This is a genomic window from Streptomyces sp. CGMCC 4.7035 (assembly GCF_031583065.1).
GTDB lineage: Bacteria > Actinomycetota > Actinomycetes > Streptomycetales > Streptomycetaceae > Streptomyces > Streptomyces yaanensis.
The window spans coordinates 3,668,511-3,695,216 of the sequence record NZ_CP134053.1 but is presented as its reverse complement, the minus strand read 5'-3'; the positions used below and the strand labels follow the sequence as shown (position 1 = coordinate 3,695,216).

The following is a 26,706-nucleotide window of genomic DNA, read 5'->3' as shown; positions in this document are numbered from 1 at the left end:
CCGCGCGACTTCGGGCGGCGGGGGCTGCGGCTCGCCCGCCGCGAGTGCGGGCCAGAGGTGGGGACGGGTCACCCGGCGAAGCGGGTGGAGCGGTGGAGGCCGGATGCGCCGCTGCTGTCCGGGGAACGGCGCATCCGGCAGTAGTGCGGGTTACTTGACGGCGATCGGGTTGACCGGGGAGCCGACGGCTCCGGTGATGGGGAGGGGAGCGGCGGTGAGCCAGAACTCGTACACGCCGTCGTCGGCGCAGTCGGCGGCGAGTGCGTCGAGGTCCCACATCTCGCCGATCAGCAGGCCCATGTTGGGGATGACGACCTGGTGCAGCGGCTGGAAGGCGCCCTCGAACTCGTTGGGGCGGACCTCGAAACCCCAGGTGTCGGTGGCGATGGCGGCGATCTCGGTGCCGTGCAGCCAGCCGGCGGTGGTGAACGACAGGCCGGGCGCGGGGCCGCCCGCGTAGTCGCCCCAGCCGTCGCGGCGGGCGCGGGCGAGACGTCCGGTACGGACGAGGACGATGTCGCCGCGGCCGACGGTCACCCCATGGGCCTCAGCGGTCTGCTCGAGGTGCTCCTCGGTGATGGCGAACCCGTCGGGCAGCTCGCCGTCCGTGCCGACGACCAGGGCCACGTCGAGCAACACGCCGCGTCCCGCGACGTACGGCGCCATGTGCTCGATGCCGGTGACAAGGTCTCCGTCGGAGGTGACCACCTGCTCGGCGGCCCGTCCGTTCCACGCCTTGCCGTGGTCGAAGATGTGCCCGAGGCCGTCCCACTGGGTGGAGCACTGCAGCGGCATCGCGATCACGTCGTCCGCGCCGCCGATGCCGTGCGGGAAACCCTGATTGCCCAGTGCCGCATCGGTCCCCGTGTCGAGCATGGTGTGCACCGGGTTGGTCCGCCGGCGCCAGCCCTTCTGCGGGCCGTTCATGTCGAACCGCTGCGACAGCGAGAAGCTCACGCCGCGGCGTACGAGCGCCGCGCCCTCGCGCCGCTTGGCCTCGTCGAGGAAGTTCAGTGTGCCGAGCACGTCGTCCTCACCCCAACGCCCCCAGTTGGAGTACGCCTTGGCGGCCTCGGCTATCGCGCCCTCCGGGTCGCGGCGGTCCAGGCTCATGCCGCTCCCTCCGCGACACAGCGGGTGCGCTGCACGCCCAGACCGGTGATGGAACCCTCCATGACGTCGCCGTCGCGCAGCAGGCGTCCCCAGTGGATGCCGTTGCCGGCCGGGCTTCCGGTCAACACCAGGTCACCGGGCAGGAGTTGAGCCGTCTGCGAGGCGTACGACACCAACCGGGCGACTCCGAAGAGCATGTCCTTGGTGGACTCGTCCTGCATGGTCTCGCCGTTCAGCTTGAGCGTGACCCGCAGGTCACCGGTGTCCGCGATCGACTCCGCAGGTACGAGCCACGGGCCGAGCGGCGTGAAACCGGGAGCGTTCTTGCAGCGCAGCCAGTCGGTGCCGATGGCCTTCATGTCCCGGCGGAACACGGTGGCGCGGTCGGTGAGGTCGTTGGCGATGGTGTACCCGGCGACGTACTCCAGGGCCTCCTCGACCGTCACCCGGTAGGCGGGCTTGGCGACGACGGCCGCCAACTCCAGCTCCCAGTCCGGCTTTTCGGCCCAGGCGGGCAGGACCACGTCGTCGTAGGGGCCCGTGATCGCGCTGGGCAGGCCGATGAACACGTAGGGCAGGTCCTCGGCGGCCCGGCGGTCCATGACCGCGGCGATCTCCGCTCGTGCCTCCTCGACGGTGCGGGGGTCGTCGGGGGAACGGTGGGCGACCTCCAGATCGATCACGTGCTGCCGGTAGTTGGCGCCGGACTGAAAGATCTGCCGCGGCTCGATGGGGGCGTGCACGCGCAGGCCCTCCAGTGGCAGCCGGCCGAGGGAGTCGTCGTCCGCCAGGGTGCGCAGGACGGGGAGGGTCTCCTCCCACCGCTCCAGGACTGCGCGCAGATCCGACGGCGCCCAGTCCAGGGCGCTGCGCAGATCGAGTACCCGGTCATTGGCCAGGAGGCCGGGAAACGACTCCCCGTCCTGAGCGGAGAACGTGCCGAGCGCGAACGGGCCGACTGATTGCGCGAGCATTGCCATCAGATTTCCTCCTGCGGGTTGGGGTCTACTCTGACCCCGATCGACCAATCACGGAAATTAATCCTGTGGATGTGTCGAATCCACGTCATGGATGACTCTCGTTGCTAGGTGGTTGCCGGTGAACCTGTCCCGACTCGACCTCAATCTGGTCCTCGCCCTTCGCGCGCTGCTGGAGGAGCGCAATGTCACCCGGGCCGGCGAGCGCATCGGCCTCAGCCAGCCGGCCATGAGCGCCGCGCTGTCCCGGCTGCGCCGCCATTTCGATGACGAATTGCTCGCCCGCACCGGCAACGCCTACGAGCTGACTCCGCTCGGCGCCGCCCTGCGCGACCGCAGCGCCACCGCGTGCGACCTGCTGGAGCGGGTCTTCGCCAGCCAGGCCGACTTCGACCCGGCGGCGGAGTCACGTGAGTTCACCCTGCTCGCCTCCGACTACGGGGCGGCCGTGTTCGGTGCCGCACTCGCCCGCACCCTGCACGAGGAGGCGCCCGGCATCAGGCTCACCTTCCAGCACCCGGCACCGTCCGTCGTGGAGAACACCGCCGGGGTGCTGAGCACCGTCGACGGACTGCTGATGCCGCACGGCGTCATCGACGGCTTGCCCGCCGTCGACCTCCACCAGGACCGCTGGCTGTTCCTGGTCGCCGACGATCACCCCGAGATCGGTGACGAACTCTCCCTGGACCAGCTGGGGCGTCTGCCCTGGGCCGTCTACCAGCGTCCCTACGACGCCCCGGCCGCCCGCCAGCTCAGCATGATAGGGATCAGTCCCCAGGTGGAGGTGTCCGTGCAGACCTTTCAGCTGCTGCCCCTCATGGTCGAGGGCACCCGCCGGATCGCGATGATCCAGGAGCGCCTGGCGCGCAAGGCGGTCCGATCGGCCGCGGTGCGCGTCCTGCCCTGCCCCTTCGAGGCGGTACCGGTGCGGGAGGCGATGTGGTGGCACCCGGTGCACGCTCAGGACGCGGGCCACATCTGGCTGCGGCAGAAGGCCGCGGAAGTGGGCGCGACGCTGGCGGGCAACGGCTACAGCTATGGCAAGGGCCCAGGGAAGGCCGTGCCCGTCGACCGGAGCGCGGGGCTGCCGCCGGGCCGGCTCTGACCGGGCCCGGCGGCAGCCCGTGATCGACGCGCTCTCGGTGGTCTTCCCGCACGCCCTCAGGCCAACTGCTCCGGCAACGGCCGGGGATCGACGGCGCCCACCCGGCGGCGGGCCGCCCACAGCCCCGCCGCGACGAGGGCGGCGGCCAGCCCCAGCACACCCACCGCACCGGCGAGACTGCCGACCGCGGACTCCCCGGCGAGCAGCACCAGCGGGCAGATGAACTCACCGCCGAAGAAGGCCGTCATCCACAACCCCGTCCCACGGCCGCGGTCCTCGAACGCCAGCCGGGACATGGCACTGGTGAGAAGGGCGGGCAGCAGTATGCCGGTGCCCACACAGTTGACGACCGCCCCGATGACCAGCAGCGGGGCATTGCCCGCGAGGAACATCACCCCGAAGCCGACCGCGCAGACCGCGAAGACGGCGGGCAGCATCGGGTCGGGAGAACGCTTGAGCCGGGCGAAGGTGACCGCTCCGCCCACAGTCGCGGCACTGGCGATCGCGGTGGCCAGTCCGATCACGCCGGTGTTCTCCACCCCGAGGTCGTCGAGCAGGTACGACATCTCCACCGGGACGGTGTAGAAGACCATCGCCCCGAAGAAGGTGAGGGCACAGATGCCGCCCAACTGTCGCCAGGGGAACGAGCGGCGGGCCTCCGTCTCGGCCGGAGTCTCCTCGCCGTCCGCACGGGCCGCCGGGTTGGGCAGGGCGGTTGCCATCAGCGGGGCGAGCGCCAGGCTCACGGCGTAGACGCAGAAGGGCACGCGCCAGCCCGCCGATCCGGCGGCGCCGCCGAGCACGAAGAAGACGGTGGCCGACGCGGAGGCGCACATGGTCTGCAGGGCGAGGTACTTCACCCGCCGGTGACCGCTGTAGTAGTCGCCGATCAGAGTCGTGCAGCAGGTCATGATCGCGGCCTCGGCGACTCCGACCAGGGCACGGCTGGCGATGATGCCGCCCAGCGAGTCCAGCCACAGCGGTGCCGTGCCGAACAGCGCGTACAGGACGGTCGCCACGATCAGCAGGCGCTTGCGGCCCACCCGGTCCACGATCACCCCGGCGAACGGGGCCAGCAGCGCCAGCGCCAGCGCCGGGACGGTCAGCGCGAGGGGCACCAGCGCCTTGGCCCCCGGGACCGACGCGAAGTGGTCCTGCATCTTCGGCAGTACCGGGGCGATCAGCACCGCCCCCAGGATCGGCAGACAGCTGCCCGCCATCAGAAGGGTCACCCGCAGCAGATGGGCCGGGCCCGAGACGGCGACGGCTGACGGAGTGGTGGCATCGACCGTCGCGTGAGGCGGCGGGGGCACGGAACCGGGCATGGCGACTCCAGGGGGCGGTGTAAGGGAGTGGGCATGCCTCACGGGCGCCAACGGCGCACGGCATGCTGGGGAAGCTCGCACGCCGGCGGCATCCGGACAGCGGCGTGCGGTAGCGACGACTATGGGGGCGCCAAAGCGCCGGTGCCATCCCCTGCGCGATCCGAATCCCGTATCCGGGTTATCCACGCTGTGGATGGGATGGGCAACCGTCACGCAGACGGAAGACGTGCACGACCGTTCCTGCGCGCGAACAGCGGTGTCCCGGAGCTCGGTCGTCCCGGCCTCCGGGACACCGCCGGCTGCCGGCAGCCGACAGCCGACACGTCGCGCACGCCGGGCAGCGTCAGCGGACAGGCAGCGGCAGGACGCGCCGATAGGCGGCGACGGCGACGACCGCGACCACCTGTCAGGCGGCGGGAGCGCGGCGCGGGCGGGGCGGACGGGGCGGACGATAGGCTTCGGGGACGGAACCGGGCATGGGGACCTCCTGCGGAGAGCTCAAGAACGACAGGTGCAGCGCCGGAAAGGCAGACGTTTGATTCCTCAAACATGTGGGACGCTACCCCGAAGTGTTTGATCAGGCAAACACCTCGGTTTAGAGTGGCCACCATGACATCCCCCCGGTGGCTCACTCCCGAAGAGCTGCGAGCCTGGATCAACTACCTCGACTGCTCGACGCTGCTGAACGACTACCTCGATCAGCAGTTGCGGCGCGACGCGGCCATGACGCACGCGGACTACAGCCTCCTGGCCCGCCTGTCCGTGGCACCCGACCGCGCCCTGGGGATGTCCTTGCTCGCCGAGCAGTTGAAGTTCACCCGCAGCCGCCTCACGCGCGCGGTGATCCGCCTGGAGGAGTCGGGCTACGTGCGGCGCCGGGAGGATCCGGCCGACGGACGCGGACAGCTGGCCGAACTCACCGATGCCGGCATGGAGTTGATGACCAAGGCCGCCCCCGGCCATGTTGCTGCCGTACGCCGCGTGGTGTTCGACGCCCTCAGCCCCGAACAGGTGGAGCAACTCGCCACCATCACCGCCACCGTGGTCGCCTCCCTCAAGCAGGCCGGCGAGGAGGACGCCTACCCGGCGGCCCTGCCGTGGCATCGCCGCTGACTCCGAGAACCTGCCCCGTTCACCGGGCTGAGCCTGCGTCAGTTCGGCAAGCTGATCACCGCGTTGCGGCGCGAGGGTGCGGATCCGGTGCCCAAGGGCCAGCCGTGGAGCCTGCCGCTCGAGGGCCGCGTGCTGCTGGTCGCCGCGTACTGGCGGACTGACCTGACCCTGCGCCAGCTGGCGGCGCCGCTGTTCGGGGTGTCCAAATCCGCAGCCGACCGCATCATCGACCACCTCGGACCTGCGCTCGCCGTCCAGCGACGCAAGCGGTTCCGCAAGGACACCGTGCTGGTCGTGGACGGCACCCTGGTCCCCGCAGTCGATCACAGCGTTGCCGAGCAGCCGGAGAATTACCGGTACTCGACCAACCACCAGGTCGTGATCGATGCCGACACCCGGCTCGCCTGGGCGGCCGGACGCCGCGGCTGAAGTCGGGCGTCCTCAAGGGGCCCGGTGGGGCATCGCCCGCCCTTCGGCATGCCGAAGCACAAGCACCGCCTGGCCACCGCGCCTGACCGGGCCGGTGGAAGGGCCGCTGCGTACGCTGCTTCGCAGGGACAGCCCGGACACTGATCGCTTCAAGGCCAGCCGGGGCCGGCTGGCCTCACTCGCGTACGGTCTGCTCGGCTCGGCCGCCGACCCCGAGGACGCCGTGCAGGACACGTTCCTGCGCCGGCAGGCCGCAGACCGCGTAGGGGGTTGAGGTCCCGGAAGCGTGGCTGACCAAGGTCGTCACCAATCTCTGCCTCGACTGCTCCGCTCGGCGCCGCAGACACGGTGCGGCTGCGCCGTGGGGTGCCCCCGCTTCGGGTGCTGCTCCGTTTCGACCACCGAGGCCGTAGCTGGATCTAGCGGCCGACGGCAGCAGGGGGTTCGCCGCTGTTCTCCTGCTTCTGCGAGCCCGCCCCGGCTGGTCGAACCGCCTGTCAGGGCAAGCAGCAGGCACGACGCCGGCAAAGCTGACCTCGGCGAGGCCATCTCCGCCACCGACACGCGCCTGCGTCAGGCAGTCATGTACGGCGAGCCGTACGAGCGCGGGGGGCTCGTTCTCGTCACGAGCATCGGGGCAGCGCTCTCGGTTCCAAGGTGCGTGCGACGAGGTAGTGGCACGCGCCGCCGCCGGCGAGGCGCAGTCGCCTCCGAACCGAAGTCCTCGCGCCGTGCCGACGGCCCCGGCCCTCACGGCGCGGCGCTGGAGAGGTCCGCGAGGTTGGGACTTCCAATATTCGAGCGTCATCCGAGCGTCAAGATTGTGGATTCCGCATCACCACTCCGCCCGCGAGACCCGCGCCAGCCCTTGAAGCTGCAGCTCGGACTGTTCTGCACAACAGCACCTCAGTCGACGCCCTCTACGAACGAAAACAAGTCGAACTGACCATCTGGAATACAAAACAGCAGGTCAGATGCCCTTCTCAGTAGGCTCCAGAATCGCCACGCACTCCACGTGCGACGTCATCGAAAGCACGTCAGGAGGCACGGAGAGAGGAAAAAGTAAAGGTCAGAGCGCTCTTGCGGTGTTCGGGGCGGCCAGCGAGGTGCTGGAGCGTCACAACGCGGCAGGCTTCTCCGGGGGGCAAACCCGACAGGCCACCTGCACGAATGGCTGGTCTCAAACGCTTACGTTCGCGCGTGACACCCGGACGCAGGCCGTGCCTCGGACCGGCCCGACATGACGAGCAGCCACTATTCGGAGTCAGGGTGCATCTGCACCCACCGGCCGTTGATGAACTTCATCTCCACACCGTAGAACGGCTGGGGCGGGGGGACCGGCCGCTTGCCGCGGTGTGGCGCTGTCGGCTGCTTGGGGCGGTCGGCGGGCTGCACCTTCGCGGCCCCCGGCTTCATTTTCGCGTCGCGCTTCCGCAACGCTTCGATCTTTTTGAGGAGTTCGGCGCGGCTGATGTCTTTCGGCGCCCGGGTGAGACCGGGCGGAGCCGCCGAACGGGTCGGCGAGCGGTCCGTGGCCGACTGGCAGGCGCGGTGCACCGGCTGTCCGTCCGCGGCGAAGACGAGCTTCTTCCTGGCCACCGGCAGGCGGCATACCGCACAGCGCTTGAGCGCGGGCTTGGGCCTGAACGTGTCGGACACGATCTCCCCGGATGGTGATGCCTTGGTGGGACAGCAGGATAGGCGCGCTGATGACAGCTCGGGGGAGTTCGAGCGAAATGTGAACGCTCCTTTCTTCGCGGAACGGTACGTTCGCGCCGGAAGTGCGAGACGTTGCCGTTGTCAGCCGGCTCAGCAGGAAGGGCCGAGGACCACCGGTCGTGGGACTGCGACGAGGGCGAACTCAGCGGGTCGGCGAACCGTCGTCTGTGCGGCCGCGCATACCTTCAGTAGGGGGTGAGGAAGGCAATGTTGCAGCTCGGCGACGTCGAAACCCTGGAAGGGCTTGGGCGGTCCCATCGAGGGGGATGATGGCCGCGCGGACGTCGTCGCCGTCTCCGATCCGGCGGCAACGAACCGCCAGGGCGAGGCGCCGCGGCGCCTCGGTCGCGCGTTTTCAGGCTAGCCACATCCGTCTCCCAGCCTTCGGCCCGCGCCGCAGGCCACTTCGTTCGGATGCGGCACGGCGTCGGCCGGCCGATCAGGGCGTCCACCCGGTGCACGACGGATGCTCCCGCAACCCGGTCGAGCGGCCTCCCCGGTCCACGCAGAGGCCCTCAGAAGCGATTTCCAAACCGAGGGATATGGCTACTGCTCGAACTTCCGCGCGCATCATCCTCGTTCGGGTGATCGCTCCGCAGTCGGCGCATAGGAGAAGGGTGAGGGCCTCCCGCACAGTTCGGTGATGGCGAGTCAACGAACCATCACGAGGCCCGGGTGTCCCACTGTGGCGTGCTTGCTCCGTCCGCGTCCAGCTCCGAACGGCCGTCGGCGCCTCGGATACAGCGGCTTCATCGGCCGCCTCGGCCAGGGCCTCGACGGTCTCCTCGCGAGCGATGACCGCGCGCCGCGCGGCCTCCTCCGCCTCCGCGACAGCGGCTTGAAGCCGTTCCAGCTCGGCCCTCAGCTCCTCCGCCCGAGCCAACGCCACCCGCTCACGCCGCTCCAGCACCCCCAGCACCGACGCCATCCGCCACCTCCCAGCACGCCCCGCACCGACACGACGGCCCGAGCATGCCTAACGAGCGACGGCCACACACCTCACCTGGGAAAACGTGACCCTACCTTCGGTTTGGGAATCGCTTGCAAGCAAGTGGCACGCCGCGTCGCGGTGGTAGTTCTGCATGATGACCTGCCGCAGGGCCTCGGCCTGCGGGCCGGGCCGGTAATCCGGCCCGTGGCGGAGGTGTTCGAGTAGCCGACAGGCGGCAGTTCCCGGCCCCGGCCGCATGGCCGGGGCCGGGGGCCTGGTTCAGTTGGCCCGGTAGCGGGAGGCGAGAGCGGGGCTCTGTCCGCCGAACGCGGCGAGGTCGGCCTGGAAGACGGCGTCGAGCAGGCCGGCGTCCTCGACGCCGGGGGCGCAGACGACCTCGCCGAGTTCGAGGCCGCGCAGGCCGGCGGTGACGACGTCCTCGGCGCTCATGCGGGGCACGACGCTCATGTCGAGGCCCTGGCGGGTGTGGAACTCGGTGGCTACCACGCCCGGGCACAGCACCTGGACCTGGACGCCGGTGTCCTCCAGCTCGGCGCTGAGGGTCTGCGACATGGCGACGAGGTGGGCCAGGCTGCCGGCGTAGACGGCGCGGCGGGGCATGACGGACTTGTCGGCGGGGCCGCTGAAGGCGATCATCCCGGCCACGTTGATGATCTTCCCTTCGCCGCGTTCCTGCATGCCGGCGACGGCGGCGCGGGTGAGCATGGTCGGTGCGACGACCTTGACGTGGACGAGTTCGCGGGCCTTGTCGGCGGGCAGCTGGGCCAGCGGCATGTAGTGGGCGACTCCGGCGTTGTTGACGAGCATGGTCAGCGGCTCGGTGGCGCAGATGTCGGCGACGGTGTCGACGCCGATGTCGGTGGACAGGTCCGCGGCGACGGTGCGGACGGTGACCTCGGGGTGGGCGGTGGCGAACTCCTCCAGGCGGTCCTTGTTGCGGCCGACGATGATCAGGTCGTAGCCGTCGGCGGCGAGGCGTTCGGCGAAGGCCTTGCCGATGCCGGAGGTGGCGCCGGTGACGAGGGCGAGCTTGCTCATGGGAGTGTTTCCTTTCAGAGGGTGGCCGAAGCGGCCGGGGTGGGGTCCTGGCGGAGCCAGGCGTGTTCGGCGCGGTACTGGGCCGCGACGGCCTCGGGCCGGTCGTCGCCGAGGTGGTGGTCGCCGACGGTGTAGCCCTTGCGGTTCAGGTACCAGGCCAGGAATCGGTAGGAGGGCCTGTAGCGGGCCAGCTCGTCCGGGTCGACGGTGAGCCGGGCGCCCGGCAGAACCGGGACGAGGGTGTCCTTCTCGTAGATCGAGGTGATCCGGGCGATGCGCCACTGGCCGTCGGTGCCGCGCTGGGCTCGGTACTGCGAGCGGCAGGCGGAGGCCAGATCCGCCTCCGTGCCGTCGACGTCGATGCGCCACTCGATGATCAGCGGCAGTTCGGCCAGGGCCCGGTCGCCGTCGATGCGGACGGCGGGTGGACTGAGCCGGTGCACGGCGTAGTCGCCGCGCCCGGCCATAGCGCGGGTCTGGCGGACGAAGTCGGCGCCGCTGCCGGTGAACCAGCTCATCTGGACCACGGAGTCGTCGGCGAAGCAGGCCGCCATCTCGGGGTACCAGCCGCGGTCCCGGCTCTGGCGTTCGCGCAGCACCAGCTGCGTCACGTCATCGGCCGACATTGGGGCCTCCTTGTGCGAAGTGAAGGCGGTCGTGGTTCAGGCACTCAGGCGGTGCACGAGCTGGGTGAGCCCGTGTGCGCCGGCCAGGCCGCGCTCGGTGACCGGGGTGTAGTCGATTCCGGCCTGGCGCATGGCCTGGTCGAACAGCTGCATGTCGAGGGCTTCGACGGCGGAGAGGTGGTCGACGTTGTCGGGCCGCACCATGGTGTTCAGCAGGGACAGGGCCGCGCTGGCGGCGCTGCCCAGCTTCAGGACCTCCACCAGCCGGGCGGGGTCCAGCTCCAGCCGGGTGGCCAGTTCGACGATCTCGGCGATCGCGGCCTGGTTCATCATCAGCAGCGCGTTGTTGAACAGCTTCGCCGTCTGCCCCGCCCCGGCGTCACCGAGGTGCACCACATGGCGGGAGAACGAGCGGAACACCGGCGTGCAGCGTTCGGCCGCCGCTTGCGGGCCGCCGACCATCACGGTCAGCCGGCGCTCCTGCGCGGCCGGGCGGCCGCCGCTGACCGGCGCGTCCAGCACCTCGACGCCGCCCTTCGCGCACAGCTCGGTCAGACGGACGGCGTTGCCGGGCAGGCCGGTGCCATGGTTGACCACGATGGCGCCGGGACGAAGGTCTTCGAGTAGCTGATCGGCAAGCTGCAGGACGTCGTCGTCGGTGCCCACGCACAAGCAGACGATGTCGCAGGCGGCGGCCAGCTCACTGAGCGTGTCGTGCCGCTGGTGGGGGACCTCGGCGAGGCCGTCCAGGGAGGTGGGGCGCCGGGCCCAGGCGTGCAGGGGGAAGCCGGCTTCGGAGATCGCGGTGGCCATGGGCAGGCCCTGGTCACCCAGCCCGATGAACCCCACGACGGGTCGTTCAGGGAATCGTGCTCGTGTCATGCCTCCACGGTCGGCGAGGGCCCTGCGACCAGCCAGTAGACCGGTTTTCCTGGGAATGGCAGTACCAGGCTGGTCATCGACTCATTTGCCACAATCGACGGTATGGCGACCACAGAACTCGGCGCGGCCCTACGTCACTGGCGCGATCACGTCCCGCCCCAGGCCGTCGGCCTGCCCGGCGGGGGTCGCCGGCGTGCCGCCGGGCTGCGCCGCGAGGAACTGTCCCAGCTGGCCGGCATCTCCGCCGACTACATCATCCGGCTGGAACAGGGACGCGCCACCAGCCCCTCACCCCAGATCGTCGAAGCCCTGGCCCGCGCCCTGCGGCTCACCCAGGACGAACGCGCCCACCTGTTCCGCCTGGCCGGCCTCGCGCCGCCCGGGCCCGGCATGGTCCCGCGGCACATCACCCCCGGCGTCCACCGCATGCTGGACCGCCTGGCCGGCACACCCGTCGCCGTCTTCGACGCCGCCTGGAACCAACTGCTCGCCAACCCCCTCTACACCGCCCTCATGGGCGAATGGCAGGGCGACGACCTCAACGGCGTCTGGCGCAACTTCCTCAACCCCGACCACCGCGTGCGCCAGACGCCCGAATCCAGGGGCGCCCTGCAGGCCTCCCTCGTCGCCGACCTGCGCCGCGCCGCCGCCCGCTACCCCGACGACGCAAACCTCAAGGCCCTCATCGCCGAACTGCGCCGCCGCAGCGCCCACTTCGAGACGCTGTGGGAGTCGGGCGCGGTCGGCGAGCACCAGGCCGCCCGCAAGACCATCGACCACCCCATTGTCGGCGCGCTGACCCTGGACTGCGACATCCTCAGCGTCACCGGCAGCGACCTGCGCATCATGGTCTACTCCGCCCAGCCCGGCACCGAGGACGCCGACCGGCTGGCGCTCCTGAACGTCATCGGGACGCAGTCCCTCCTCGGGTAAGAAGCGATCTACAAACCGAGGGATACGGCTGCTGCTCGAACTTCCGCGCGCATCAGCCTCGTTCGGGTGATCGCTCCGCAGCCGGCGCGTAAGAGAAGGGCCTCCTGCACAGTTCGGTGATGTCGAGTCATCGAATCATCAGGAGGCCCTGGTGTCCCACCGCGGCGTGCTTGCTCCGTCCGCGTCCCGTTCCGGCATGTCGTGCGATTGCCTCGCACACCGGCTCGGGAATGCCGCCGACCAGCCGGACCGGAGCCGCCGCTACGGCTCCGACCTCACCGACTCGGAGTGGGCGATCGTGCGGCCACTGCTGCCCGTCCCGGCCTGGCTGAACGGCAAGGGAGGCCGCCCGGAGGGCTACTGCTACCGCCAGCTGATCGACGCGGTGCGCTACCTGGTCGCCGAGGGCGTGCGCTGGGCCAGCCTGCCCGCCGACTTCCCCAAATGGCGGGCCGTGTACCGGTTCTTCCGCCGCTGGCGCGACAACGACTTCATCAAGGAGCTCTACGGCCGGCTGCGCACAATGCTGCGCGCCCTGGCCGGGAAGAAGCAGGCGCCCACCGCCGCGATCATCGACTCGCAGTCGGTGAAGGCCGACGCCACCGTCGGCGCGGCCACCCGCGGCTATGACGCCGGGAAGAAGATCAATGGGAGGAAGCGGCACATCGCCGTGGACACCCTGGGCCTGCTGCTGACCGTGCTGGTCACCGCCGCCTCGGTCAAGGACAACGACGCCGGCCGCGACCTCCTCGAACAACTGCGCGCCGAACACCATCGCATCGCCCTGGTCTGGGCCGACGGCGGCTACACCGGCTGGCTGGTCAGCTTCGCCCACGCCGTCCTGGCCCTCACGCTGACCGTCGTCAAGCGCAGCGACGACACCACAGGGTTCGTGGTGCTGCCGCGCCGCTGGGTCGTCGAGCGCAGTTTCTCCCACCTGATCCGGGCCCGGCGCCTCGCCCGGGACTACGAGACCCGCATCGACAGCGCCGAGGCGATGGCCTGGTGGGCCGCGAGCATCCCCGCCACCCGCCGCCTGGCCCGCTCCGGCCGACCGGCACCCCGCCGCCTCAACCGGTCCGCGGCCTGAACAACCCCGGCCGCCCCTCGGCCAACCAGCCCCGCTCCACCAGCCGCTTCGCCCGAAACCGCGCCGCCTGCTCCCTCGCGTCACTGGCCGGCCAGTCCAGATGCTCGCGCATCGCCCGCGCCCGCACCCCCTCTCCACCGCCGGCCGCGTCCTCCCGGACCAGAGCCACGATCCGCGCGCAGTCCGGCGGAAGCACCTCGGTCCCCATCCCCTCGCGCCACAGCGGCACCTCGACCCGCTGTCCGACGCCGACCGCGACTGGCACCGCTGCCGTCGGCGCCTCGGATACAGCGGCTTCATCGGCCGCCTCGGCCAGGGCCTCGACGGTCTCCTCGCGAGCGATGACCGCGCGCCGCGCGGCCTCCTCCGCCTCCGCGACAGCGGCTTGAAGCCGTTCCAGCTCGGCCCTCAGCTCCTCCGCCCGAGCCAACGCCACCCGCTCACGCCGCTCCAGCACCCCCAGCACCGACGCCATCCGCCACCTCCCAGCACGCCCCGCACCGACACGACGGCCCGAGCATGCCTAACGAGCGACGGCCACACACCTCACCTGGGAAAACGTGACCCTACCTTCGGTTTGGGAATCGCTTCTCAACGAACGCTGCCGTGTGTATGAGGTGATCTCACCGGGGTGTAGCTGTCGAGACGGACGGCGCCGCTGCCGTCATCTCGGGTCACTCCCGGGGGAAGGCGTCGCCGGTCGGCCAGCGTTCCGGCAGACCGAGAGCAGTGTGGACGGAGCGAATCGCGGGCTGGCGCTCGACCTGGATCCCAGCCAGTTGCGTCGTTGCCCAGGTAGGAAAGATGGGGGCAGGAAGCGAGGCAGGATCCGGGCTTTGCCAGAGAACGGGAGTGTTTTTCGTCCAGGTCCAGGGTGCTGGGTTGTTCACGACGAGCACGCCGCTGACACGGCTGTGGGCATGGTCGTAGGTGGCAGTCCAGTAGCCATCGGGCTTGCGGCTCAAGGTCGATCCGCTGTCGTAGGCGTACTCGACCGTACTCCCGTACAGCGCTCTCTCGATGTCCTCATCTTCGGGGAAGTCGGCTGCATGGCCTAGCGCCACGATGAATGGAAGCTCCAGGTCACCATACTTCCCGCCCTTGTGTGTGACGGCGTGAAGCACTCGCTCCGATCCGTCCTCGACCGCCCATGCCGAGGGGTAGACGCCGATTGTCCTGCTGGATGGATTGCCACGCTTGCCTGGGCTGCGGGGGATCGCTTGAAACGTGAGGCACCAGCCAGCCTCATGCCAAGTGTGACTGGGAAGCGGCACCTTGCGCTCATGGTCGGCGATGACCTGGTCGGGGTCCAAGCTTGCAAGCCATCGCGTCAGCCCGGACTTCAGCCGTCTTTGCGGCGGCGTTGCCGCACCGGCGCTGTGCAGTTCGCACGATACGAAGAAGTTCGGACTCGGCAAGCGATCGATGGCATCGCTCAACTGCGGTGGGAGCGAGTAAGCCCCAGCGTCACGCTTCTGAGCCTTCCAGATCGCCTCGACGACGAACTGCTCGTTGCCGCACGTAACCAGGAAGTCGGGCCTATAGCCACCTGTTCCCGTCTGCCGCTCAACCTCCACGCTGCAACCGGAACCGAGCAACATCGCGTGCAGGTACAACTCCCACAGCGCGGAGAAGACGTTCGTGTCGGAGTTTCGGTCCCGCAGTCGGCTGAGCAGGCCGGGCTGAGCCCGGTCAGGGAAGCGCGACCACCATTCGTTGATCACATCCCGAACCTGGTCCCAGAACGGACCGGCGACCCTCTCGAAGAACTCGGCCTGTGACTCGGCCGCCCGCTTCGGCGCCGCATCCGTCCGATTCCGGCTCGCGTATACACCCATGACAGACGATCGTAGGTCGCTCTGCAGGCCCTTCTCATTCCATTTCCACTGTGTCCCGACGACCGCAGGGCTCAACCGAGTCAGCCGTTCTCACTCCTTCCGGGCCCCTGTTGAAGTGGCCGCCCCGAGGAAGCCCACCGGCCGGTTTGGCCTCCGACGGGGGCACAGGTGCGAGATGCGCGGCTCGGATCAAGACCGGCGGGCGGGGGGATCGCCGGAACGCTCAGCCCTCGATGTGATAGCGGCTCTGAGACACGACGGCTTGGCGGATCTTGGTGGTGAAGTCGGCCGTACGGGCGATCCGGTCCACGCCGCCGGCCTTGTTACGGCGCAGGACGCTCTTGAAGTTCTGTTCCAGAGTTCCTGTCATGCGGAACATCAAGTCGTCGCTGAGATGGTCGAGATCGATATTGAGAAGGTCCCGCGGCGACGGCTGCCGTAGCCGTGTGAGGGTGTAGGCGGACATGGCCGCCAGCGGGTAGAGCCAGTTCTCGAGCGAATCCCCCAGCAAGGGACGGTCTTCGGCGTACCGAGTGAGAAACGTGCGCAGCCTGGTGTGCACATCGAGACACAGACGGTAGATGTCCAGATCGTGCCGCGGCGAGAAGATCTGGGCGTAGTGCTGGTCGTCGAGCAGCAGCGCGTCGGAGTGCCGCAGCGCGGTGTGCGGTTCGCGCAGCACGAAGGCGGTGAACTCGCGGGCGAGCCGGGCCATGCTGACGACCCGGTCCAGTGGGAACCCGAGGTTGCGGTAGTAGCTGGCCCGGCGCTCGTAGTAGTAGCCGCCCGCGTGGCCGAGGCTCTCCTCGATGTCCTTCTGGATGGACTCTGTGGCGCGCAATGCGCCGGCGGGCAGTTGGGTCTGGCTGTTGGTCGCCCGGATGATGCGGTCGCGAGCCGTGCCGCTCTCAGGAGCGACCACGATCTTCACCAGGAGGGACCGATCGCGGTGCTGGCCGCCGTTCTGGAAGTAGCTGTAGATCTCGTGGCTGGTCTGTAGCCCGTTGACGATCTGAGGCTCCCTGACCACGATCTTCTTGCCGGCGATCTGGGCGGCGTCCGCGACGACGGTGACGCCGTTGTTGAACCACCAGAAGTCCTCGCCGGTACCGGACCTCAGGGTCTCACCGATGGCGTTGTTGACGGCGGTGGATCCCGCGTAGTCGCGCACGTTTGACTCGAACAACTCCAGGCGCAACGCCTCGTTGTCGGACGTGATGAAGCGGTAGTACTCATCCAGCCGCGCCAGACATACGTATCCCTCGCCGAGCGACGTGCTCATCGGCGTTTCGGTGAACACCAGCTGTGCGACGGCTTTTGCTCCACGGGCAGTCCGCTCGCGCAAGTCAGCAGCGTTGAGGTACTCCAAGTCAGCCCGCGTATCGGACGTGATCTTCGCAAGTTCCCGCCTGAGCCGGTCACCCTTGGCCTTTACGTTGGGGTGCGGCGTCTCTGCCGACTTGTTCGCATAGATCACCTTGATGTGAACCTGCGGGAACGAAGACGCCAGTTCCTCGAGGATGTGCAGGAAGCGGCGCGTACGCTCAAGCAGTTTGGCATTGGTGTGCGGAACCAGATCCTCCTCCTCCCGGCCCATATCCAGCAGAGCCGGCAGATGGAAGTGAAGCTTCTCGATCACAGACTCCTGGTAACCCGACGAGTTCTTCGCCTGCAGGATGACCAGCTCGATCTTGCCAGCACGTGGCGGAAGGAACTGATGCGCGTCAGCGGTGATGTAGCGCTCGTCCACGAACGTCCAGATACCGTCAATTCCGCAGTCGTGCGCACCGTCGACGATGCCGTCCGTGATCTCGTCGTTGTCCAGGTCCCAGTCCTGCAGAGCCTTATCCGCGGCGAAGAACGTGAAGAAGTCGTCCCGGCTCTTGTCCGGCGCGAGCTTACGATGCTGGTCCTCCAAGATGCGCTCCAGCAGCCGCTGATCATTGCTCTGCACCGACACCACGCGAGACCCCCAATCTCCGCACCGGGACAAAGAGATGTTGGCAGGCTTGCGCGACCATGAACAGCCCGCAGACGAGAAGCCCGTGCGCCCCTTGGCGGGGGCAGGCATCGCCTCAGACACCTCCAAGGGCATTCGACTTTGCAGAGGCGAAGGCTATGACCTGTTGGTCGCAAGGGCCCCGGGCCGCGTCTACCGCAGGTGTCTGTCATCACTACGCCCTCGCGTCAAGTGCTCGCTGGAGGAGAACCGGGGGGTGCGGTGCCACCGCCGGAGCTGCAGCGGAAGCGCCCTCCGGCCGCGTCTGCAGGGGCTTGCCGTCGAACGCCTCTCTCACAGGCGCTGTCACACGTCTGTCACCAACTACGCCGACTCCCCCGGACTGCGATGCCCTGACCTGCCACTACACACCCGCCCTGGACTGACGTGGACGCCCGAATACGGTCTCTACAACCTGTGCCATGTGGTACCGCGGCCCACTCGCTAGCACCACGTACCACTCATCAAGATCCGGACCAGGTGCGGACCGACTCAGCCTGGCACTCGACGTTTCCGCTCTTTGTCGCAGGTCAGGAGCGCGATCAGGCGTGTACCACCAGCAGACGAAGAATCTGCTGGCTCCCCTCCGTACAGCAAACCTGCGGCATTCAACCAGCGCGCCTACAGCAACTCGTTGGATGCACTGACTACCACCCATCGCACGAGTGTGCGCATGGTGTGCGGAGTATGCATCCAGGCGCTCTCTACGCCAGAAACACACAGGTCACCGAGCACTCGCGGCTTCTATCGCCGCCCACGCCATGTGGTTCCACCGGCCGTTCCGCGCGGACGAATGGTTCCTGTACGACCAGGAGTCCCCGATCGCGGTGGGGGGCCGGGGCCTTGCCCGGGGCCGCATCTACAACCTCGAAGGGCAGATCGTGTCCGTGGTGCAGGAGGGGCTGTTCCGCAAACTGGGCTGACCTGCAGATTTGCCGATCCTCGACGGCCCGCGTCGCGTCGTGCGGCGCGCCGCGGGCCGGTCGTTACGAGGTTCCTGCCGGGAACGAAGCAGGGCTCGTCGCCCGAGGCGGAACCCACCGCGTCTCCCCGCGTTTCGTTGCATCCCGCAACGATTGGGCCAAAGGTGCGCTGCGGGCGGGCACACCAGAGTTCAGCCATAGCGAGACCGCGGCGTGACGCAGGTCGTCACACTGGCCGCGAGGGCGTGTGTCAGGCGGCCTCGAACGCGGCCCGCCAGCATCACCGCCAGCCGTTCAAGTACCCCCTGCAGCCCGGCGCTTCGCCGTCCGTGGCGAAAGTGAGTGAAGACCACCAACAGCATCCGGAAAATGATCCCGAACCACTTTTCAGCCGGTGTGCGGCGAGCGATAGCCGCCCGATGTGCGGCTGCAGTGAGTTCCAGGCTCCAAAGCCGCCACCGATGCAGTCCACGCGGGAGTCGGACGTACGAGGCGCGGAGACGCAAGACCGCGACAATCCAGGAGCGCGGCAGGGCGCCTGCGCGGATCCGGCTTGGCGTGCGCATCGAGGTCTGCGGGGCCAGGCCCGCGCGGTGGCGTGCCTGGCCCCGTGTGTCAGTTCTCCAGACGCCAGCGCTGGTTCGCACCGCCCGCGCAACTCCATACCTGGACTTTCGTCCCGTTGGCGGTCCCCTGGCCGTTGGCATCCAGGCAGAGCCCCGACTGCACTGCTGTGATCGTGCCGTCGGGATTGATGTTCCACTGCTGGTCCGCCTGCCCGCTGCAGTCCCAGATCGCCGCCGGTGTGCCGTTGCCCGCTGCCTGGCCGACGCCAAGGCACTTATTGCCGTAGACAACGAGCTGCTTTCCGGCGGTGTAGGTCCACCGTTGGTTGGAGCCACCGTTGCAGTCCCACAGTTGTGCCTGCGTGCCGTTGGCCGTGGTGAAGTTGTTGATGTCGAGGCAACGCCCCGACTGCTGGCCGACGATCTTCTGGTTGCCGGAGGGCTGTGGCGGTGGCGGGTTCGAGCCGAACTGTGTGAAGAACTGCCACACCGCTGCCGACGTCCAGGTGCGCCAGCCGTCACCGGTGGAACCGTCTATGGGACCGGGGTCGTGGCCCGCTCCGTCGAACGCGGCCCAGACGACGGGGTAGCCGGACCTGCATCCTGAGTAGGTGGTGATGATGTGCGTCAGGCTTCCGTAGGCCGGCTCGGGCGGGTTCTGCGGGGTGCAGCCGTTCGCCCGGACGAAGGTGTCGCGCAGTTCCCGTCCCGACGAGATGGGCAGCACGTTGTCCCTGATGCCGTGCAGACCCATGTAGGCGATGGGCTGAGTGCCGCCGTTGCACCCGCTGAGGTTCGCTCCGGAGTAGACCGCGACCGCGCGGAAGACCGTCGCCCGGGAGCAGGCGAGGGCGTACGACATCGCGCCGCCGTAGCTGAAACCGGCGGAGAACAACTGCGTGGTGTCGACGCACAGACCTGCTTCGATCTGACTGACCATCGCGTCCACGAAGGCCACGTCCTGGCCGCCGGAGTTGGCCCAGCCGTTGCCGATGCCCTGGGGGGCGACGAAGATCGTGCTGTTGTTCGCGTTGTCCGCCAGGCGCCGCAGGCCGTAGTAGGACCAGTTGTACCCGTCCGTTCCGCCCGAGTCGACGTCGCCCGCCGTGCCGCCCCGCCAGTGGAAACCGAAGATCAGCCGGTAGGGGTGGTTGCTGTCGTAGCCGGCGGGGATCCGCAGTATGTAACTGCGCGTCTGGCCGCCGCTCTGAATCGTGTGTGTGCCACTCGTCAGCGTGGGGGCCTTGCCGCAGCCGGCGGTCGGACTGAGGGCGCCAGTGGTCGTGGCCGACGCGGGCACACCGAAGCCGCTGCTGAACGAGGTGCCCGCAGCCGTCAGGACGAGAAGTACCGCGGCCACGATGGACATTAAGAGCGGTTTGCGTTTCATACATTCCTTCTTCCGTAGTCGGGCGATGGGCAGGGAGCGCCCGCCGGTTGGGGACGGGCGCTGTGTGCGGCGGTGACACCGCGACGAATGAGGCTGGGGCGGTTCAGACGGCGGTGATGGTCCATTCGTTGTTGGTGCTGGAGTTCGGTGTCCACATCACCGTGGTGGAGCCGACGGTGGTGCTGCCGCTGCCGTCAAGGGCGGTGCCGGTCCCCCGATTGACGATCTGGTAGCGGCTGCCGCCGAGGCTGCCCAGCGACCACTGCTGGTTGTTGCCGCCGTTCCACGCCCCCTGGCGGGCGGGAGCGCCGTTGGCGGAGTTGCCCCAGCTGTCGGCGGCCATGCCGTTGGTGCGGTTCATGATGCGGTAGTAGCCGTTGCCGAGGTCGATCAGCTGCCACTGCAGGTTGGTGCTCCCGTCGTAGTTCCACTGTTTGAGGTTGGAGCCGGAGGCGACGTTGCCCCCGCTGTCGAGCGCCAGTCCGCTGGTCACGTTGGTGATCTTCACCCAGGTGGTGGAGCCGCCCGGCGCGCTCAGGACGGGGATCTCGCCGGAGAAGGTGAGCTTGACCGTGTACGCCAGGGCGTTGAACGGCGGGTTGGACGAGGGCATGGTGAGGTGCAGGCCGGAGGTGTCCTGGGTCGGTGCGGGCAGGTCGATGTAGGTGCCGGCGGTGTTGTTCAGCAGTCTGGCGCCGGTCAGGCTGCTGAGGTTGATCTGGTTCGAGTTCAGGGTCGTGATGGTCATGGTTCCGCCCTGCCAGCCCAGCGCGGTGGCGTAGAGGACCTTGTTGTCCCGGCTGCGGGTGAACCGGATGTCCTGCGGTTTGCCGGCCACCGGTCCGCTGAACGAGCCTCCGCCCATCTTGGTGGGGCCCTCGCCGTAGCTGGTCCAGGAGCGGGTGGCGTAGACCGCCTCTCCGAAGCGGCCGAGCCAGTCGCCCATGGCGAGCAGGATGGACTGCTGTTCGGAGGGGATGGTGCCGTCGGCCATCGGGGCGATGTTCAGCAGCATGCTGCCGCCCTTGCTGACCCGGTCGATCAGCGAGTGGAGCAGTGCCTGCGTGGAGTAGTAGCCGATGCCCACCGTGTAGCACCAGCTGGAGGAGGAGATGCTGTCGTCGGTCAGCCAGTAGGGGGTGAGCAGCCCTCCCGGGCCGCCGCGCTCGAAGTCGAAGACCTCACCCTTGTTGTCGAGGCCGTCCTTGTAGGTCGCGACCACGTCCTTGTTCCACGAGACCGCCTGGTTGTAGTAGTGCGCGAGGAACTGGAGCCGGTACGACTCCTGCACCAGGCCCAGGTCGAAGTCCTGCCAGACCAGGTCCGGCTGGTACCCGTCGATGATCTCGACCAGCTTGTCGTACCAGAGCTTGTTCTCCGCGGCCGAACCCTGCTGGCCGTAGAGGATGCGGAGCGTCGGGTCCGACTGGGACGGCACGTGGTCGAAGAAGCCGTTGAAGTGGTAGGCGTGGTGCAGCGAGGCCATGAACTTCAGCCCCTGCCCGCGGATGGCCTGCGCGTGCAGCCCCACGAGGTCGAGTCTGGGGCCGTGATGGACCGAGTTCCACGGGTTGGCTCGGCTGTTCCACATGGAGAAGCCGTCGTGGTGCTCGGCGACCGGTCCGGCGAACTTGGCGCCCGCGGCCTTGAACAGCTGCGCCCAGGCGTCCGGATCCCACTTGCCGCCCTGGGAGGCCAGTTTCGGGGCGAACTGCACGTAGTTTCCGGCCTTGTCGCGGGCACCGTCGATGAAGTTGTTGTACGGCCATACCGAGGGGTCGCCGTAGGTGGCGATGTGGTGCTGGTTCTCGGCCGAGCCGCCGATGTACATGTTGCGCGGATACCACTCGTTCCCGAACGCGGGGACGCTGAAGACGCCCCAGTGGTAGTAGATGCCGAACTTGGCGTCCTGGAACCAGGCCGGGGCCGGGGGGTGCTGATCCACGGAGGACCAGCTCGCAGTGTAGCTTCCGGGGCCGTCGGTGGCGGCGGCCTCGGGGGCGAACCGCAGCAGGCCGAAGGCCGTGGCCGCGCCGGCCGCCGCCAGCAGTCGGCGCCGGCTGAGCGGGAGTGGTGAGGAAGTCATGTGGGGCCTCTCAGAGGGATTGGCAGGGGGCTCAGGAAGAGCGTCAGCGGTCACGGGATCAACCGCGCGTCCACCGCTGGTTGCTGCCGCCGTTGCAGGTCCACAGCTGCAGCAAGGTGCCGTTGGCCGTTCCCGCGCCGGTGGCGTCCAGGCACAGGCCGGACTGGTCACCGGTGATCGTTCCGTCGGCGTGGATCGTCCACTTCTGGTTGCTGCCGCCGGTGCAGCCCCAGATGTCCACCTTGGTGCCGGGGCTGGTGCCCTGGCCCGCGGCGTCCAGGCAGTAGCTGCCGTAGACCCGCAGCTCACCGGCCGAGGTGTCCGTCCACTGCTGGTTGCTGCCGCCGTTGCAGTCCCACAGCTCCACCTGGGTTCCGGCCGTCTGCGACTGGTTCGGCACGTCCACGCAACGGCCGGAACCGACCCCGACGAACGCGCCGGTCGTGCCGCCGTCGTTTCCGCCGCTGCCGGGAGTGATGGACAGGTTGTCGAACTGTGCCGTCTCGCCCTGGCTGGTGGCGTAGCCGATCTGCCCGCCGGCCCAGGTGCGGTCGTTCACGGAACCGACCGTGGCACCGTCGATGACGGCGGTGATGGTGGTGCCGGAGAAGGTGAGAGCCAGGGTGTGCCACCGGTTGGTGCCCAGCGCCGCGGTCGTGCCGCGGGCCAGGGTGGAGACGTTGCCGTTGGTGTTCGAGTTCAGGATCGACCAGGCCCCGGTGTCGCTCACCCGCAGGTGATAGGCGTTCAGCCCTCCGGTGCTGCTGTAGTCCTGTGCGTTGGCACGACCGATCAACTCGGTGTATCCGGGCTGTTCGAGCATCACCTCCGACGAGACGGTGTAGTTGCTCCAGCTCACGTCACCGAGCAGGGCGTGCGGATCGGACAGCGCGTCCCAGGTGATCGGCTTCTGCGGGCTCATCTGGCGCACGCACTTGCCGCTGCGGCCGCCGCCGCAGCCCACCTCCTCGAAGGCGCCCTGCCAGTCCATGAGGTACTTGGCCTCGGTGCCGGTGGCGTAGCTGTCGAAGGAGTCGCTGTACGGCAACTCAAGCCTGCCCTGGGCAGGACCGGAAGCGGTGCCCTTGCCCTGACCGGTCGTGGTGGTCAGGGTGTACACGCGGCCGGGCTGGACGGTGAGGCTGAAACCACTGCCGGACGGGGTGATGTCCGTGGCGTGCACGAGGTAGTCGGCCGGGTTGCTGGAGGTGACGTCGGTCGACCAGACGTGGACGGCCTTGGTGGACAGTCCCCCGGTGACGTTGAAGTTCAGCGTCTGGGCGCTGCCGGCGTCCATCGTCTCGATGACCGTGGAATAGTCGGAGTTGTTCGTGGACTTCAGCGAGACGTAGCTGCCGTTGTTCCGGTTACCGCCGATGTAGCCGCTGGAGGCGTCGAGGTAGTGCCACCCCGGGGCGGTGAACTGGCTGGTCTGCGCCATCACCCAGGCGTTCTTGCCGATCGTGTAGTGGCCGGACCACGGCTGCGAGGCCAAGGCGAGACCCATGGTGGGGTACGGGAGGTTGGGTGTGATCGCGGCGACCACCGGCCAGTTGAGGTACGCGGTCATCCGCCCGTCGATGTATCCGCGGTTGATGCCGCGGGCCACGGCCTGCGCTCCCCCGTTGTAGTCGTCCGAGCCGTTCTCGCTCGCCCACAGCGTCTTGCCGGACGATGTGGCGGCGGACGGCACCGAGCAGTTGGACTGGGACGACCGGTAGCCGCAGGGATAGTGCGTGCCGATGACGCCCACCGAGGAGGCGAACGCCGGGTTGGAGTTGATGTCGCCCGCCACGGCCCAGTCCGAGTCGGCCGCGACGATCTTTACGTTGCCGTAGCCGTTGCTGTTGAGCGCGCCGCGCAGCTGCTGGTACCAGGAGACGTCGTAGCCTCGCTCGTTCCACCCGCCGAGGTAGTCGATGCTCAGCCCGTGCTGCTTGGCGCAGCCCAACCACGAGAGCAGATAGTTGGTCATGTCGGTGGACCAGAAGTTCCCGCCGCCGATCCAGCCGGGCGCCCCCCAGGCGAGCCCGTACAGCTTGATGTCCGGGTTGCGCGCCTTGGCCTGCCCCATCAGCCACCACTCGTAGCCCCGGTCGCAGTTCAGGTCGGACCGGGTGTGCTGGTGACTCGGCTCGGCCCCCGAGGTGGAGTTGGTGTCACCGCCGATCTCCGCCTTGAGGATCTGCAGGGCGGCGCCGTAGCCGGGCCGGAACAGGTAGTCGAGGATCTCGCCGCGCTCGGGCTCGGGGTAGTCGATCAGGAGTCTGCTGTTGCCGCCCCCGCCGCTGATCGCGCCGACGCCGTCGAAGGCGCGGCCGCCGGACGCGCCGTTGATCGTGATGGAGGTGGCGGCCTGGGCCGGCGCGGCGGCCGTGCCCACGATGCCGCCGACGATCAGGAGGAGGCCCGCGAGCACGGCCATCGAGGCGCGCAGGCGCCGGAACAGCCGTCTGAATGCTGACACGGTGGGTTCCTTTCGCAGGTCGGTGGTGTTCCGTGGCCGCCGGGGTGGTCCGGCCATGGGGCGCGATGGCTGTGCTGTTCGTAGGGGCCGTGGCTACCTGGTTGCCAAAGGCCGCTCGCGGGCCGGCGTCCGTTAAGACGCGGTCAGCGGAGGATGAAGTCCTGGTTCGTGCCGGGCGTGTTCTTGCACTGCCACTGGTCCAGTTGCTGCCCCAGGTTGCTGCCGGCGCCGTAGACGTCCAGGCACAGGCCGCTGTTCTTGTTCTGGAACTCGTAGGAGCCGTCGGACTGCCGCACGGGCAGCCAGAGGCTGCCCGCCGCCGCGCCGGTGGCCTGCTGGACGATGTCCGGGGTGCCCGCCGCCGTGGAACTGCCGGCCACCGCCACGTCCAGGCCGGAGTTCTGCGCCCGCAGTTCCCCGTAGCCGTCCGAGGCGGGCACGAACCGGAACTGCTGGTTGCCCTGCCCGTTGCAGGTCCACTGGTCGATCGCGGCGCCCGCGCTGCCGGAGTTGCCGTACACGTCCAGGCACAAGTTGTTGTTGGCGACCACGAGTTGGTGGTAGCCGTCCGGGAAGCCCCCGCCGCCGGACGAGGCCGGTGTGAGATAGACGGCGAACGCGTCGTGCGCGCCCTGGAACGTGATCGGCACGGTGATCGAGCCGCCCGAGGTGCTCACGTTCTGGTCGTACACCGTCTGTGGGGCGCCGAGCGGCGCCTGGTCCGGGATGCGGTGCACGGTGACGTGCACGCCGCCGACGTTCGCCAGCCAGGGTACGGACGACAGCCCGTCGAAGGTCACGGACGCGGCGCCGGTGTACCCGTTCGAGTCGCCGATGATCGCCACCGCGCGCTTGTTCGCGGAGTCCTCGGAGGCCGAGATCGCCGTCGAACCGACCTGGCCGGACGTGTCCACGAGGGTGCCGGTCATGTCGGCGTAGTCCCGGAGCGCCCACCAGTTGCCGGTCGGCTGCCAGCTGCCCCCGCTCTGGGCCAGGACCCCGGTCAGGTTCGGGGTGACGCAGCACACCCAGTTGCCGCGCATCGCGTTGGTGTACCCGGACTGCGCGAACCGCGCCAGGTACCAGGCCGTCACCCCGGCGGTCTGCCGGTCGGCCGGCTGGTACTCGTTCGAGGACAGCGGCAGCGGACCGATGCCCGCCGCGGACAGGCCGCTGTTCAGGGCCCGCGCGACGGTGACCGGGTCGTCGACATCGCCCTCGTTGTGGTTGGTGATCATGTCCGGCACCGTCCCGGCCGCCTTCACGTGCGCGAGCCAGGTCTGCCATTCACCCGGGTTGCTCTGCGGGGTGAACGCGAGTGACGGCCCCACGATCTGCGCCTGCGGGGCGATGCGCCGGATCTCCCGGTAGGCGGTGTCCCACATCCGGAAGTACTGCGCGCTGTTCACACCCCGGGTCCAGAAGGCGGAGATGTCCGGCTCGTTCCAGATGTCGTAGGCGAACGTGAGCCCCGAAGCCTGCAGCGCTCCCACCGTGGAGTCGATGAAGCTGACCCAGTTGGAGCATTCGCCGTTGTCGCACGGGTACCTGGTGTTCGACGGCTGGCCGCCGTTCGCGCCGTAGATGTCGCTGACCAGCACCTGGTACTGCGCGTGATAGGGCGGTCGGGTGAGCCGTTTCGCCTGCGCGGTGATCGAGTCGAGGTCGGCCCGGGTGGCCGAGCCGTACTGGTAACCGTCCCTGATCCAGCCGCCGGAGAACCATCCGCCGCCGCGGAACGCGTTGATCCCCAGCGGCTGGAGGAACTGGTCCACGGGCTGGCTGCCGTCTTCGCTGATGCCGTAGAGGAACCCCTCCCCCACGCCGGTCGACGGCCCCCGGGTCGACGCCAGGTGCACGCTCAGCGACGTGGCCGAGGCGGCCTGGCTCGTTGTCGTCGACAGCAGCGGCAGCACGAGTGCCAGGACAATGCCGACCATCAGTACCAGACGGCCGGGCCTTGCTCTCGTCCTCATCCGATCCTCCTGCGGTTCGACGCCACTGCGCTGCGGCGCGCGGGCTGGACGGGGCCGGCTTCCGGAGCGGCGCGCAGCGCGGACGTGGGCGCCGCCTCCGGCTTGTCTCACAGCGGAGGAGACCTACCGACTCGCGTGCGTGGGCAGTGCGATGGGGTG

General features: G+C 68.9%; 19 protein-coding genes and 2 pseudogenes. 7 read left to right on the top strand and 14 right to left on the bottom strand.

All coding sequences use genetic code 11. The features are described 5' to 3' along the window. Positions 1–150 precede the first annotated feature (150 nt). Complete coding sequence (locus tag Q2K21_RS15735) at positions 151–1,113, bottom strand: cyclase family protein (protein ID WP_310771177.1); 963 nt, start codon at positions 1,111–1,113, stop codon at positions 151–153. Beyond that, positions 1,110–2,093 carry a fumarylacetoacetate hydrolase family protein gene (locus Q2K21_RS15730; protein ID WP_310771174.1) on the bottom strand — a complete coding sequence of 328 codons (984 nt, stop codon included), beginning with the start codon at positions 2,091–2,093 and terminating at the stop codon, positions 1,110–1,112. Before Q2K21_RS15730 ends, Q2K21_RS15735 begins: the two co-directional genes overlap by 4 nt. 118 nt (positions 2,094–2,211) lie before the next feature. On the opposite strand from Q2K21_RS15730, the gene Q2K21_RS15725 reads away from it, so the two are divergent. Beyond that, entirely contained in the window at positions 2,212–3,195 is a 984-nt protein-coding gene (locus Q2K21_RS15725) for a LysR family transcriptional regulator (RefSeq protein WP_310771171.1), read from the top strand. Between the two features lie 56 nt (positions 3,196–3,251). On the opposite strand, the gene Q2K21_RS15720 is transcribed toward Q2K21_RS15725, so the two are convergent. Next, positions 3,252–4,520 (bottom strand): MFS transporter, encoded by a 1,269-nt coding sequence (locus Q2K21_RS15720; protein ID WP_310771169.1) that lies wholly within the window; start codon positions 4,518–4,520, stop codon positions 3,252–3,254. Positions 4,521–5,129: 609 nt separating this feature from the next. Here Q2K21_RS15720 and Q2K21_RS15715 point away from each other — a divergent pair. The 3 genes and pseudogenes from Q2K21_RS15715 to Q2K21_RS15705 all read left to right on the top strand — a co-directional run. Continuing rightward, on the top strand, positions 5,130–5,633 hold the full coding sequence (locus Q2K21_RS15715) for a MarR family winged helix-turn-helix transcriptional regulator (protein ID WP_270081145.1): 504 nt from the start codon (positions 5,130–5,132) through the stop codon (positions 5,631–5,633). Between the two features lie 27 nt (positions 5,634–5,660). After that, positions 5,661–6,053, top strand: a pseudogene (locus Q2K21_RS15710) (transposase family protein); the annotation flags it as partial. A 124-nt stretch (positions 6,054–6,177) separates the two neighbouring features. Further along, positions 6,178–6,427, top strand: a pseudogene (locus Q2K21_RS15705) (sigma factor); the annotation flags it as partial. Positions 6,428–7,316: 889 nt separating this feature from the next. Here the strand turns inward: Q2K21_RS15705 and Q2K21_RS15700 are convergent. The 4 genes from Q2K21_RS15700 to Q2K21_RS15685 form a co-directional block, all read right to left on the bottom strand. Beyond that, on the bottom strand, positions 7,317–7,721 hold the full coding sequence (locus tag Q2K21_RS15700) for a hypothetical protein (RefSeq protein WP_310771165.1): 405 nt from the start codon (positions 7,719–7,721) through the stop codon (positions 7,317–7,319). A 1,270-nt stretch (positions 7,722–8,991) separates the two neighbouring features. Continuing rightward, positions 8,992–9,771: an SDR family NAD(P)-dependent oxidoreductase gene (locus Q2K21_RS15695; protein ID WP_310771163.1), complete on the bottom strand. Its 780-nt coding sequence runs from the start codon at positions 9,769–9,771 to the stop codon at positions 8,992–8,994. A gap of 14 nt (positions 9,772–9,785) precedes the next feature. Then, complete coding sequence (locus Q2K21_RS15690; RefSeq protein WP_310771161.1) at positions 9,786–10,397, bottom strand: nuclear transport factor 2 family protein; 612 nt, start codon at positions 10,395–10,397, stop codon at positions 9,786–9,788. Between the two features lie 36 nt (positions 10,398–10,433). After that, positions 10,434–11,279, bottom strand: a complete 846-nt coding sequence (locus Q2K21_RS15685; protein WP_310771159.1) for an NAD(P)-dependent oxidoreductase — start codon at positions 11,277–11,279, stop codon at positions 10,434–10,436. 102 nt (positions 11,280–11,381) lie between these two features. Between Q2K21_RS15685 and Q2K21_RS15680 the strand changes: the two genes are divergently transcribed. After that, complete coding sequence (locus tag Q2K21_RS15680) at positions 11,382–12,212, top strand: helix-turn-helix transcriptional regulator (protein ID WP_310771157.1); 831 nt, start codon at positions 11,382–11,384, stop codon at positions 12,210–12,212. Between the two features lie 196 nt (positions 12,213–12,408). Beyond that, positions 12,409–13,302 (top strand): IS5 family transposase, encoded by an 894-nt coding sequence (locus tag Q2K21_RS15675; RefSeq protein ID WP_310771155.1) that lies wholly within the window; start codon positions 12,409–12,411, stop codon positions 13,300–13,302. On the opposite strand, the gene Q2K21_RS15670 is transcribed toward Q2K21_RS15675, so the two are convergent. The 3 genes from Q2K21_RS15670 to Q2K21_RS15660 all read right to left on the bottom strand — a co-directional run bounded on the left by Q2K21_RS15670 (position 13,283) and on the right by Q2K21_RS15660 (position 17,103). Next, positions 13,283–13,777 (bottom strand): hypothetical protein, encoded by a 495-nt coding sequence (locus Q2K21_RS15670; RefSeq protein ID WP_310771153.1) that lies wholly within the window; start codon positions 13,775–13,777, stop codon positions 13,283–13,285. The two genes, Q2K21_RS15675 and Q2K21_RS15670, sit on opposite strands and share 20 nt — an antisense overlap. 199 nt (positions 13,778–13,976) lie before the next feature. Beyond that, positions 13,977–15,140 (bottom strand): hypothetical protein, encoded by a 1,164-nt coding sequence (locus Q2K21_RS15665; protein WP_310771151.1) that lies wholly within the window; start codon positions 15,138–15,140, stop codon positions 13,977–13,979. A 223-nt stretch (positions 15,141–15,363) separates the two neighbouring features. Continuing rightward, the gene (locus Q2K21_RS15660; protein WP_310771149.1) at positions 15,364–17,103 is read right to left on the bottom strand and encodes an AIPR family protein; all 1,740 of its coding nucleotides are present in this window, start codon (positions 17,101–17,103) and stop codon (positions 15,364–15,366) included. Between the two features lie 701 nt (positions 17,104–17,804). On the opposite strand from Q2K21_RS15660, the gene Q2K21_RS15655 reads away from it, so the two are divergent. Then, on the top strand, positions 17,805–18,062 hold the full coding sequence (locus Q2K21_RS15655) for an acyl-CoA thioesterase (protein WP_310771147.1): 258 nt from the start codon (positions 17,805–17,807) through the stop codon (positions 18,060–18,062). 615 nt (positions 18,063–18,677) lie between these two features. Here Q2K21_RS15655 and Q2K21_RS15650 read toward each other — a convergent pair. The 4 genes from Q2K21_RS15650 to Q2K21_RS15635 form a co-directional block, all read right to left on the bottom strand. Further along, entirely contained in the window at positions 18,678–19,997 is a 1,320-nt protein-coding gene (locus Q2K21_RS15650) for a ricin-type beta-trefoil lectin domain protein (protein ID WP_310771145.1), read from the bottom strand. Between the two features lie 124 nt (positions 19,998–20,121). Next, the gene (locus Q2K21_RS15645) at positions 20,122–22,104 is read right to left on the bottom strand and encodes an alpha-L-fucosidase (RefSeq protein WP_310771143.1); all 1,983 of its coding nucleotides are present in this window, start codon (positions 22,102–22,104) and stop codon (positions 20,122–20,124) included. Between the two features lie 58 nt (positions 22,105–22,162). Beyond that, a complete protein-coding gene (locus tag Q2K21_RS15640) occupies positions 22,163–24,571 on the bottom strand; it encodes a ricin-type beta-trefoil lectin domain protein (RefSeq protein WP_310771141.1) in 2,409 nt (802 codons plus the stop codon). Positions 24,572–24,714: 143 nt separating this feature from the next. Beyond that, positions 24,715–26,547, bottom strand: coding sequence for an RICIN domain-containing protein (locus tag Q2K21_RS15635; protein ID WP_310771139.1), 1,833 nt, complete (start codon positions 26,545–26,547; stop codon positions 24,715–24,717). Positions 26,548–26,706: the final 159 nt, after the last annotated feature.

Excerpts from the sequence above, each read along its gene's own strand:
- Q2K21_RS15735 (WP_310771177.1), bottom strand. The coding sequence starts at position 1,113 with ATGAGCCTGGACCGCCGCGACCCGGAGGGCGCGATAGCCGAGGCCGCC.
- Q2K21_RS15730 (WP_310771174.1), bottom strand. The coding sequence starts at position 2,093 with ATGGCAATGCTCGCGCAATCAGTCGGCCCGTTCGCGCTCGGCACGTTC.
- Q2K21_RS15720 (WP_310771169.1), bottom strand. The coding sequence starts at position 4,520 with ATGCCCGGTTCCGTGCCCCCGCCGCCTCACGCGACGGTCGATGCCACC.
- Q2K21_RS15715 (WP_270081145.1), top strand. The coding sequence starts at position 5,130 with ATGACATCCCCCCGGTGGCTCACTCCCGAAGAGCTGCGAGCCTGGATC.
- Q2K21_RS15695 (WP_310771163.1), bottom strand. The coding sequence starts at position 9,771 with ATGAGCAAGCTCGCCCTCGTCACCGGCGCCACCTCCGGCATCGGCAAG.
- Q2K21_RS15690 (WP_310771161.1), bottom strand. The coding sequence starts at position 10,397 with ATGTCGGCCGATGACGTGACGCAGCTGGTGCTGCGCGAACGCCAGAGC.
- Q2K21_RS15685 (WP_310771159.1), bottom strand. The coding sequence starts at position 11,279 with ATGACACGAGCACGATTCCCTGAACGACCCGTCGTGGGGTTCATCGGG.
- Q2K21_RS15680 (WP_310771157.1), top strand. The coding sequence starts at position 11,382 with ATGGCGACCACAGAACTCGGCGCGGCCCTACGTCACTGGCGCGATCAC.
- Q2K21_RS15675 (WP_310771155.1), top strand. The coding sequence starts at position 12,409 with ATGTCGTGCGATTGCCTCGCACACCGGCTCGGGAATGCCGCCGACCAG.
- Q2K21_RS15670 (WP_310771153.1), bottom strand. The coding sequence starts at position 13,777 with ATGGCGTCGGTGCTGGGGGTGCTGGAGCGGCGTGAGCGGGTGGCGTTG.
- Q2K21_RS15665 (WP_310771151.1), bottom strand. The coding sequence starts at position 15,140 with ATGGGTGTATACGCGAGCCGGAATCGGACGGATGCGGCGCCGAAGCGG.
- Q2K21_RS15650 (WP_310771145.1), bottom strand. The coding sequence starts at position 19,997 with ATGTCCATCGTGGCCGCGGTACTTCTCGTCCTGACGGCTGCGGGCACC.
- Q2K21_RS15645 (WP_310771143.1), bottom strand. The coding sequence starts at position 22,104 with ATGACTTCCTCACCACTCCCGCTCAGCCGGCGCCGACTGCTGGCGGCG.
- Q2K21_RS15635 (WP_310771139.1), bottom strand. The coding sequence starts at position 26,547 with ATGAGGACGAGAGCAAGGCCCGGCCGTCTGGTACTGATGGTCGGCATT.